Genomic DNA, 7,087 nt, shown 5'->3' with positions numbered 1-7,087 from the left:
CTACAACCACCACCGCTGCCACACCGCACTCGACGGACACCCACCCATCACCCGAGTCAACAACCCTGCAGGTCAATACACCTAGGTCCTGTCGTGCATGGCCCGGGGGCTACTTCCCGCCCCGGGCCACGCACCCTTCCACGTGGTCGTCGACGAGGCCGCAGGCCTGCATCAGGGCGTAGGCCGTGGTGGGGCCGACGAAGCGGATGCCGCGCTTCTTGAGGGCCTTGGCGAGGGCCGTGGACTCGTCCGTGACCGCCGGGACCTCGGAGACCGAGCGGGGGGCCGGGCGGCTCGCCGGGTCGGGGGCGTAGGACCAGATCAGGGCGTCGAGCTCGCCCGGGGACCAGGTGGCGAGCAGCTTGGCGTTGGCCAGGGTCGCGTCGACCTTGGCGCGGTTGCGGATGATGCCCTCGTCGGCCAGGAGCCGCTCGCGGTCGGAGTCGCCGAAGCCGGCGACGGAGGCGATGCGGAAGCCGTCGAAGGCGCGCCGGAAGCCCTCGCGGCGGCGCAGGATGGTGATCCAGGACAGGCCCGACTGGAAGGCCTCCAGGCAGAGCCGCTCGAAGAGTTCGTCGTCGCCGTGGACCGGGCGGCCCCACTCCTCGTCGTGGTACGCCACGTAGTCCTCGGTCGACAGGCCCCAGGGGCAGCGCGGTCGCCCGTCCGGGCCGGGGACGGCCCCGCCCTCCGTCACGACTGCTCGTCCTCCGTGTCGGCGCGGCCGGCGGCTCCCGCGAGCGCGCCCTCCAGCTCGGCGATCCGCGCGTCCCGCTCCGCGAGTTCGGCGCCGAGGCGGACCAGGACGTCGTCCACGTCGGCCATCCGGTAGCCCCGGACGGCGACGGGGAGGCGGAGCGCCTCGACGTCGGCGCGGTCGACCGGGCGAGCCGTCGGGAGGGGGTCGACGAGCTGCTCGGGCGCCACCTCCGGCAGCACCTCGCTGTCGCCTCCGCCGACCACGGCGAGCGTCACCGCGGCCACGACCACGACCATCGTGATGAGCAGAAACCAGAACACCTGCGCGCCTCTTCCCGGAGTGGAATTCGTCCCGTGCCGATCGTGCCATGCGCCACTGACGGTTAGGGTCGCAGCGAACGTACGCGAGGGAGGACAAAAGGGATGCTGCGCTTGGGACGGCGTGAATTCGGGCCGCACGAGCCGGTGATCATGGCGATCGTGAACCGGACCCCGGATTCTTTCTACGACCAGGGCGCCACTTTCCGGGACGAGCCGGCGCTCGCCCGCGTGGAGCAGGCCGTGGCCGAGGGCGCGGCGATCATCGACATCGGCGGGGTGAAGGCGGGACCCGGCGAGGAGGTCACGGCCGAGGAGGAGGCCCGGCGGACGGTCGGCTTCGTCGCCGAGGTCCGCAGGCGCCACCCGGACGTGGTGATCAGCGTGGACACCTGGCGGGCGGACGTCGGCGCGGCGGTCTGCGAGGCCGGGGCGGACGTCCTGAACGACGCGTGGGGCGGCGTCGACCCCGGGCTCGCCGAGGTGGCCGCGAAGTACGGCGCGGGGCTCGTCTGCACGCACGCGGGCGGCGCGGAGCCGCGGACGCGGCCGCACCGGGTCGAGTACGAGGACGTGATGGCCGACATCCTGCGCGTCACGGTCGGGCTCGCGGAGCGCGCGGTGGCGCTGGGTGTCCGGCGCGACGCGATCATGATCGACCCGGGGCACGACTTCGGGAAGAACACCCGGCACAGCCTTGAGGCGACCCGGCGGCTCGGCGAGATGGCGGAGACGGGGTGGCCGGTGCTGGTGTCCCTGTCCAACAAGGACTTCGTCGGGGAGACGCTGGACCGGCCGGTCAAGGAGCGGGTGCTGGGGACGCTGGCGACGACGGCGGTCTCGGCGTGGCTGGGGGCGCAGGTGTACCGGGTGCACGAGGTCGCGGAGACCCGGCAGGTGCTGGACATGGTGGCGTCCATCGCGGGTCATCGCCCGCCGGCGGTTGCCCGGCGCGGGCTGGCGTAGTCGGGCCGGGGGTGGGAGGGGGTGGGGGCGCCTGCGGAGGGCCTCTCCCCCACCCCGCCCCTTCCCGAAACCGGGGCTCCGCGCCGGACCCCGGTCCTCAGACGCCGGACGGGCTGGTTTCTCCTACTTGCCCGTCTCCTTCGTCACCAGCGCCACCGCCTCGTCCACGTCGTCCGTGACGTGGAAGAGGAGGAGGTCCCGTTCGCTCGCCTTGCCGCCCGCGACGACCGAGTCGCGGAGCCAGTCGACGAGCCCCTTCCAGTACTCCGTACCGAAGAGGACGATCGGGAAGCGGGTGACCTTGCGGGTCTGGACCAGGGTCAGCGCCTCGAAGAGCTCGTCGAGGGTGCCGAGGCCGCCGGGCAGGACGACGAAGCCCTGCGCGTACTTCACGAACATCGTCTTGCGGACGAAGAAGTAGCGGAAGTTCACGCCGATGTCGACGTGCTGGTTGAGCCCCTGCTCGAAGGGGAGCTCGATGCCGAGGCCCACGGAGACGCCCTTGGCCTCCCTGGCCCCCTTGTTGGCCGCCTCCATGGCGCCCGGGCCGCCGCCCGTGATGACCGCGAAGCCGGCCTCGACGAGCGCCCGGCCGATCCGGACGCCCGCCTCGTACTCCGGGGAGTCCGGCTTCGTGCGGGCCGAGCCGAAGACGCTGATCGCGCTCGGCAGTTCGGCGAGGGCTCCGAAGCCCTCGACGAACTCGGACTGGATGCGCATGACCCTCCAGGGGTCCGTGTGCACCCACTCCGAGTCGCCCTCGGTGTCGAGCAGCCGCTGGTCCGTGGTGCCCGGCTGGACCTGGTCCCTGCGCCTCAGCACCGGCCCCAGACGCTGCTCCTCGGGCTTCGCCATTCCCTCGGGAATGCCCATGGCCTGCTCCCTCCGCCGATCCACTGATCTTCTGGTCCGGTCAGAGTAGGACGACAGAGGTGACGAAACACGAAATTACGGAAGTCAGGCAGTGAGCCAGTCGCGGAGACGTGCCTCGCAGTGGTGGATCCTGTCGACGGGGACGTGCTCGTCGCGCTTGTGCGCGTAGATGGGGTCGCCGGGCCCGTAGTTGACGGCGGGCACGCCGAGCGCGCTGAAGCGGGAGACGTCGGTCCAGCCGAACTTGGGCTGGGCGCTGCCGCCGACGGCCTTCATGAAGGCCTCGGCCGCCGGGTGGGAGAGACCGGGCAGGGCGCCGGGGCTCTCGTCGTCGACGACGAACTCGGCGATGTCGCAGCCGTCGAAGAACTCGCGGACGTACGCGAGGGCCTCGGCCGGGGAGCGGTCGGGGGCGTACCGGTAGTTGACCGTGACCGTGCAGGCGTCGGGGATGACGTTGGTGGCGACGCCGCCCTGGATCGCCACGGCGTTGAGGCCCTCGTGGTACTCCAGGCCGTCGATGACCGGCTTGCGCGGCTCGTAGGCGGCGAGGCGGGCGAGGATCGGGGCGGCGGAGTGGATGGCGTTGGAGCCCATCCAGGAGCGCGCGGAGTGGGCCCGCTCCCCCGCCGTGTGCAGGATGACCCGCAGGGTGCCCTGGCAGCCGCCCTCGACCTGGCCGTCGGAGGGCTCCAGGAGGACGGCGAAGTCGCCCTCCAGCCAGTCGGGGTGGGCGGCGGCGATCTTGCCGAGGCCGTTGAGGTCGGCGGCGACCTCCTCGTTGTCGTAGAAGACGAAGGTGAGGTCGCGGTTGGGCTCGGGCACGGTGGCCGCGATGCGGAGCTGGACGGCGACGCCGGACTTCATGTCGGAGGTCCCGCAGCCCCACAGGACGCCGTCCTCGTCGAGGCGCGAGGGGAGGTTGTCGGCGATCGGCACGGTGTCGATGTGGCCTGCGAGGACGACCCGCTCGCCGCGGCCGAGGCGCGTGCGGGCGACGACGTTGTTGCCGTGGCGGTCGACGGTGAGGTGCGGCAGGGCGCGCAGGGCCTGCTCGATGGCGTCCGCGAGCGGCTGCTCCGTCCCACTGACGGACGGGAAGTCGACGAGCGCGGCGGTGAGCGCGGCCCCGTCCTGGGAGAGGTCCAGCCGGGTCTCGTACGGAGTGATGTCAGCCATGTGCCGACCCTAACCCGGCCTCCAGTACGGTGGGCCCCGTGTCCGAGCCCACCCGCCCCGTCCGTCGCGGCCGCCCCGCCCGCCGTGGCCGCCTCGCCCGCTCCGCGGCCGCCTTCGCCGCGCTCCTCGGCCTGGCCTCGTACGTGGCCTTCCACCAGGTGACAGGGAGCCGGGGCACGCCGCGGTGCACTGTCGGGAGCGGCGAGAACCGGTACGAGTTCACGCCGGACCAGGCGTCGAACGCGGCGACGATCTCGGCGGTCGGCACGACCCGGGGGCTGCCGGAGCGCGCCGTGACGATCGCGCTCGCGACGGCGCTCCAGGAGTCGGCGCTGCGGAACATCGAGCACGGCGACCGGGACTCGCTGGGCCTGTTCCAGCAGCGGCCCTCGATGGGCTGGGGGACGCCGGCGCAGATCATGGACCCGGTGTACTCCGCGGGGAAGTTCTACGAGGGACTGGAGAAGGTCCCGGGGTACTCGCGGCTGCCGCTGACGGTGGCGGCGCAGAAGGTGCAGAAGAGCGGTTTCCCGACGGCGTACGCGAAGCACGAGCCCGACGCGACGCTGCTCTCGGCGGCGCTGACCGGCCGGGCGCCGGCGGCGCTGACCTGCACGGCGAGCGATGTGAAGGGCCGCCCGCCGGGCGATCCGCAGAAGGTGCGCAAGGAGCTGGTGCGGGCCTTCGGCGAGGCGGCGGCGCCCAAGGTGGTCACGGGCGGGCCGAGCGCGGGCCGGTCGGCCACGGAGCCGCCGGTGCTCATGGTGCCGGTCCGGGCGGCGGAGGGCGCGGACCGGGCGGCCTCGACGGACGAGCGGCGCGGCTGGGAGCTGGCCCAGTGGGCGGTGGCGCGCGCGGACGAGCTGCGCGTCGAGGAGGTCTCGTACGGCGGCCGCGTCTGGCGCGCGAGCGAGCCGTCCGGCGGCTGGGAGAAGTCCGGTGGCGTCGCCGACACCGGGACCGTACGCGTCCGGCTCGCACGGTAGGCGGTGGTACGCCGGAGGCCGGCCCGGGGCGCGTCCCCGGACCGGCCTCCGGCGCGGCCCGCTACTGCTTCACGGTGACGGTGCCGACCAGGATGCGGTGGTCCGAGCAACGGCCGTCCGGGGACTTCGTCGTCACGTCACAGGCGGTGGAGATGTCCAGCGAGTCCGCGCTGTAGGCGATCGACGTGTCGATCACCGACTCCGGAACGAAGATCATGTCGAGCTTCGGCTTCTTCGCCGCCTTCAGGTCCTCGCATCCGGTCGACGTCACCGGCAGGGACGTGGTCGTGCTGTCGCCCGTCCACTCGCCGTAGCCGGGGCAGCCGGCGTCGGTGTCGTCCAGCTCGCGGAGGAACCCCTGGTTGCCGGGGTTGGCGGCCGTCGCCACGCCGGACGCGTAGAAGGTGTCCAGGACGGGGTAGTGCGGCTGGACGTTGAAGTCGCCCGCGACGATGACCTTCTCGCCGGCCTTGGTCCACGTGTCGATCTTCCTGCGGATGAACTCCAGCTGCCCCCACTTGGCGGCGTCCGAGGCGACGGTGAGGTGCGTCGCGCAGAACCGGGTGGTCCTGGCGGCGTCCAGCGTCGCGCAGAGCATGTTCCGCTTCTCGTCCGCGCCGTCGTCCGGCAGCGCGATCCGGTCGGCGACGTAGAGGGCCTTCTTGCTGAAGATGGCGTTGCCGAACTCGTCACCGCCGCAAGCGCCCTGGTTCACGCCGAGGCTCGGCTCGAAGCGGCCGAAGTTGTTCGGATCCTCGGGCCAGCCCTTCGCCTTCAGCTGGGCGACGAGCGCGGTCCACTGGTCCTTGCAGAGCTCGTTGAACGCGGCGAAGTGCACGTCGCGGTTCACGATCGAGTTCACGGCCCCCTCCACCATGCCGGTGTCGGCGTTGCCGCCGTTCAGCACGGAGCCGGAGACGTTCCACTGCCAGATCTTGTACTCCTGGCCGGCCGTCTCGGCCTGAGCCGTCGTGACGGGCAGCAGCGCGGTACACAGGACTCCCGTGAGCGCGACCCTGGTCCGCATCGCCCGGAACCACCCCATACGAAATCTCTCCCTTCGAAAACGCTCGAATCCCCCGCGCCGCCGTCGCGCCACGCGACGGCGAAAGGATCTTAAGCTTTCGAACAAGGGCGGTCAGAAGTACGGCCGTTCACTCGACGGGGGCACGGGCCCGGTACGGAAGTCGCGCCTTCCCGCGCACGCGGAGCGGGCATTTCAGCACCTCGACCCGGCACCCCAAATCTCTTACAGGAAAAGGGAAGTGACGGTTCGCCAGGCCTTCACGCAATGACGCGTTCGTCCGTTTTCCTCCCCACCCGACAATACGACGCATTACCAATCCTTTACCTTCGACCGCCGCAACCTCTCCCACCCCGGAGCCGGTTGTCACTGCGTCCGAACACCACTCGTCGCACCACGTCGAAGGAGCACCATGTCCCTCCCCCTGACCCGTCGGATCGCCCGCGCCGCCCTCCTCATCGCGGCCGGAGCAGCCCCCGTGGTCGGTGCGGCCGGTTCCGCGAGCGCCCTGGACCACAGCATCGCGCCGACCGGCGCCCTCGGCGGCGTCACCGCCCTGGACGCCGCCAGTACGGGCTCCGCCGTCGACAGCGCCTCCCAGGCCACCACCGGCGTCGTCGGCGCGACCGGCAGCGAGGCCGTCGGCACGGCCGTCCCGGCCGCCGGAAAGACCGTCGGCGCGGCCGGCAAGACCGCCACCCCGGCCGCCCAGAAGGTGACCGGCGACGCCGCCGGCAGCGCGGGCGAGGTCGTCGGCAAGACCGCCGGCGCCGCCGGCGAGAGCGCCCAGGGCCCGGCCACCGGCGCCCTGGGCGGCGGCCTCCCGGCCGCCCCGTCCCTGGGCGGGCTGCCGCTCGGCGGCTGAGCCGGCCTCCGCACGGAGAACGGAACAGAGCGGAACGCACGAGGGCCCGGGGAGCATCACGCTCCCCGGGCCCTCCCGTGCGCACGCCCTAGGTGTATTGATCACGAGCGTTGTTGACACTGGTCTGGTCTTGAACATGGCGAAGACCTCCGGTGTGGTGGGAGCTGTCTAGGAACT

Annotated in this window: 8 protein-coding genes; 3 read left to right on the top strand and 5 right to left on the bottom strand. The window is 72.1% G+C overall.

Going from position 1 to position 7,087, the window contains the following annotated elements:
* Positions 1 to 109: 109 nt before the first annotated feature.
* Both ACF08F_RS37640 and ACF08F_RS37635 read right to left on the bottom strand, forming a co-directional pair.
* Entirely contained in the window at positions 110 to 697 is a 588-nt protein-coding gene (locus ACF08F_RS37640; protein WP_392303065.1) for a DNA-3-methyladenine glycosylase I, read from the bottom strand.
* On the bottom strand, positions 694 to 1,020 hold the full coding sequence (locus ACF08F_RS37635) for a hypothetical protein (protein ID WP_392303064.1): 327 nt from the start codon (positions 1,018 to 1,020) through the stop codon (positions 694 to 696). The genes ACF08F_RS37640 and ACF08F_RS37635 overlap by 4 nt, the downstream gene beginning before the upstream one ends.
* Before the next feature lie 102 nt (positions 1,021 to 1,122).
* On the opposite strand from ACF08F_RS37635, the gene folP reads away from it, so the two are divergent.
* Complete coding sequence (gene folP, locus ACF08F_RS37630; RefSeq protein WP_055641482.1) at positions 1,123 to 1,983, top strand: dihydropteroate synthase; 861 nt, start codon at positions 1,123 to 1,125, stop codon at positions 1,981 to 1,983.
* Positions 1,984 to 2,106: 123 nt separating this feature from the next.
* On the opposite strand, the gene ACF08F_RS37625 is transcribed toward folP, so the two are convergent.
* The gene (locus ACF08F_RS37625; RefSeq protein ID WP_024759312.1) at positions 2,107 to 2,856 is read right to left on the bottom strand and encodes a TIGR00730 family Rossman fold protein; all 750 of its coding nucleotides are present in this window, start codon (positions 2,854 to 2,856) and stop codon (positions 2,107 to 2,109) included.
* A gap of 84 nt (positions 2,857 to 2,940) precedes the next feature.
* On the bottom strand, positions 2,941 to 4,035 hold the full coding sequence (dapE, locus tag ACF08F_RS37620; RefSeq protein WP_392303063.1) for a succinyl-diaminopimelate desuccinylase: 1,095 nt from the start codon (positions 4,033 to 4,035) through the stop codon (positions 2,941 to 2,943).
* 29 nt (positions 4,036 to 4,064) lie between these two features.
* On the opposite strand from dapE, the gene ACF08F_RS37615 reads away from it, so the two are divergent.
* Positions 4,065 to 5,021, top strand: coding sequence for a hypothetical protein (locus ACF08F_RS37615; protein WP_392303062.1), 957 nt, complete (start codon positions 4,065 to 4,067; stop codon positions 5,019 to 5,021).
* 61 nt (positions 5,022 to 5,082) lie between these two features.
* Here the strand turns inward: ACF08F_RS37615 and ACF08F_RS37610 are convergent, their stop codons facing one another.
* Positions 5,083 to 6,066, bottom strand: coding sequence for an endonuclease/exonuclease/phosphatase family protein (locus ACF08F_RS37610; RefSeq protein ID WP_392303061.1), 984 nt, complete (start codon positions 6,064 to 6,066; stop codon positions 5,083 to 5,085).
* Positions 6,067 to 6,457: 391 nt separating this feature from the next.
* Here ACF08F_RS37610 and ACF08F_RS37605 point away from each other — a divergent pair, with 391 nt between their 5' ends.
* Positions 6,458 to 6,910 (top strand): ATP-binding protein, encoded by a 453-nt coding sequence (locus ACF08F_RS37605; protein WP_392303060.1) that lies wholly within the window; start codon positions 6,458 to 6,460, stop codon positions 6,908 to 6,910.
* Positions 6,911 to 7,087 lie beyond the last annotated feature (177 nt).

The organism is Streptomyces sp. NPDC015130 (assembly GCF_043080005.1).
Lineage (GTDB): Bacteria > Actinomycetota > Actinomycetes > Streptomycetales > Streptomycetaceae > Streptomyces.
Note: the sequence above shows the minus strand (reverse complement) of the source record. Positions and strands in the feature narration are given on the sequence as shown.

Coding starts and splice junctions, on each gene's coding strand:
- folP (WP_055641482.1), top strand. CDS start 1,123: ATGCTGCGCTTGGGACGGCGTGAATTCGGGCCGCACGAGCCGGTGATC.
- ACF08F_RS37625 (WP_024759312.1), bottom strand. CDS start 2,856: ATGGGCATTCCCGAGGGAATGGCGAAGCCCGAGGAGCAGCGTCTGGGG.
- dapE (WP_392303063.1), bottom strand. CDS start 4,035: ATGGCTGACATCACTCCGTACGAGACCCGGCTGGACCTCTCCCAGGAC.
- ACF08F_RS37610 (WP_392303061.1), bottom strand. CDS start 6,066: ATGGGGTGGTTCCGGGCGATGCGGACCAGGGTCGCGCTCACGGGAGTC.
- ACF08F_RS37605 (WP_392303060.1), top strand. CDS start 6,458: ATGTCCCTCCCCCTGACCCGTCGGATCGCCCGCGCCGCCCTCCTCATC.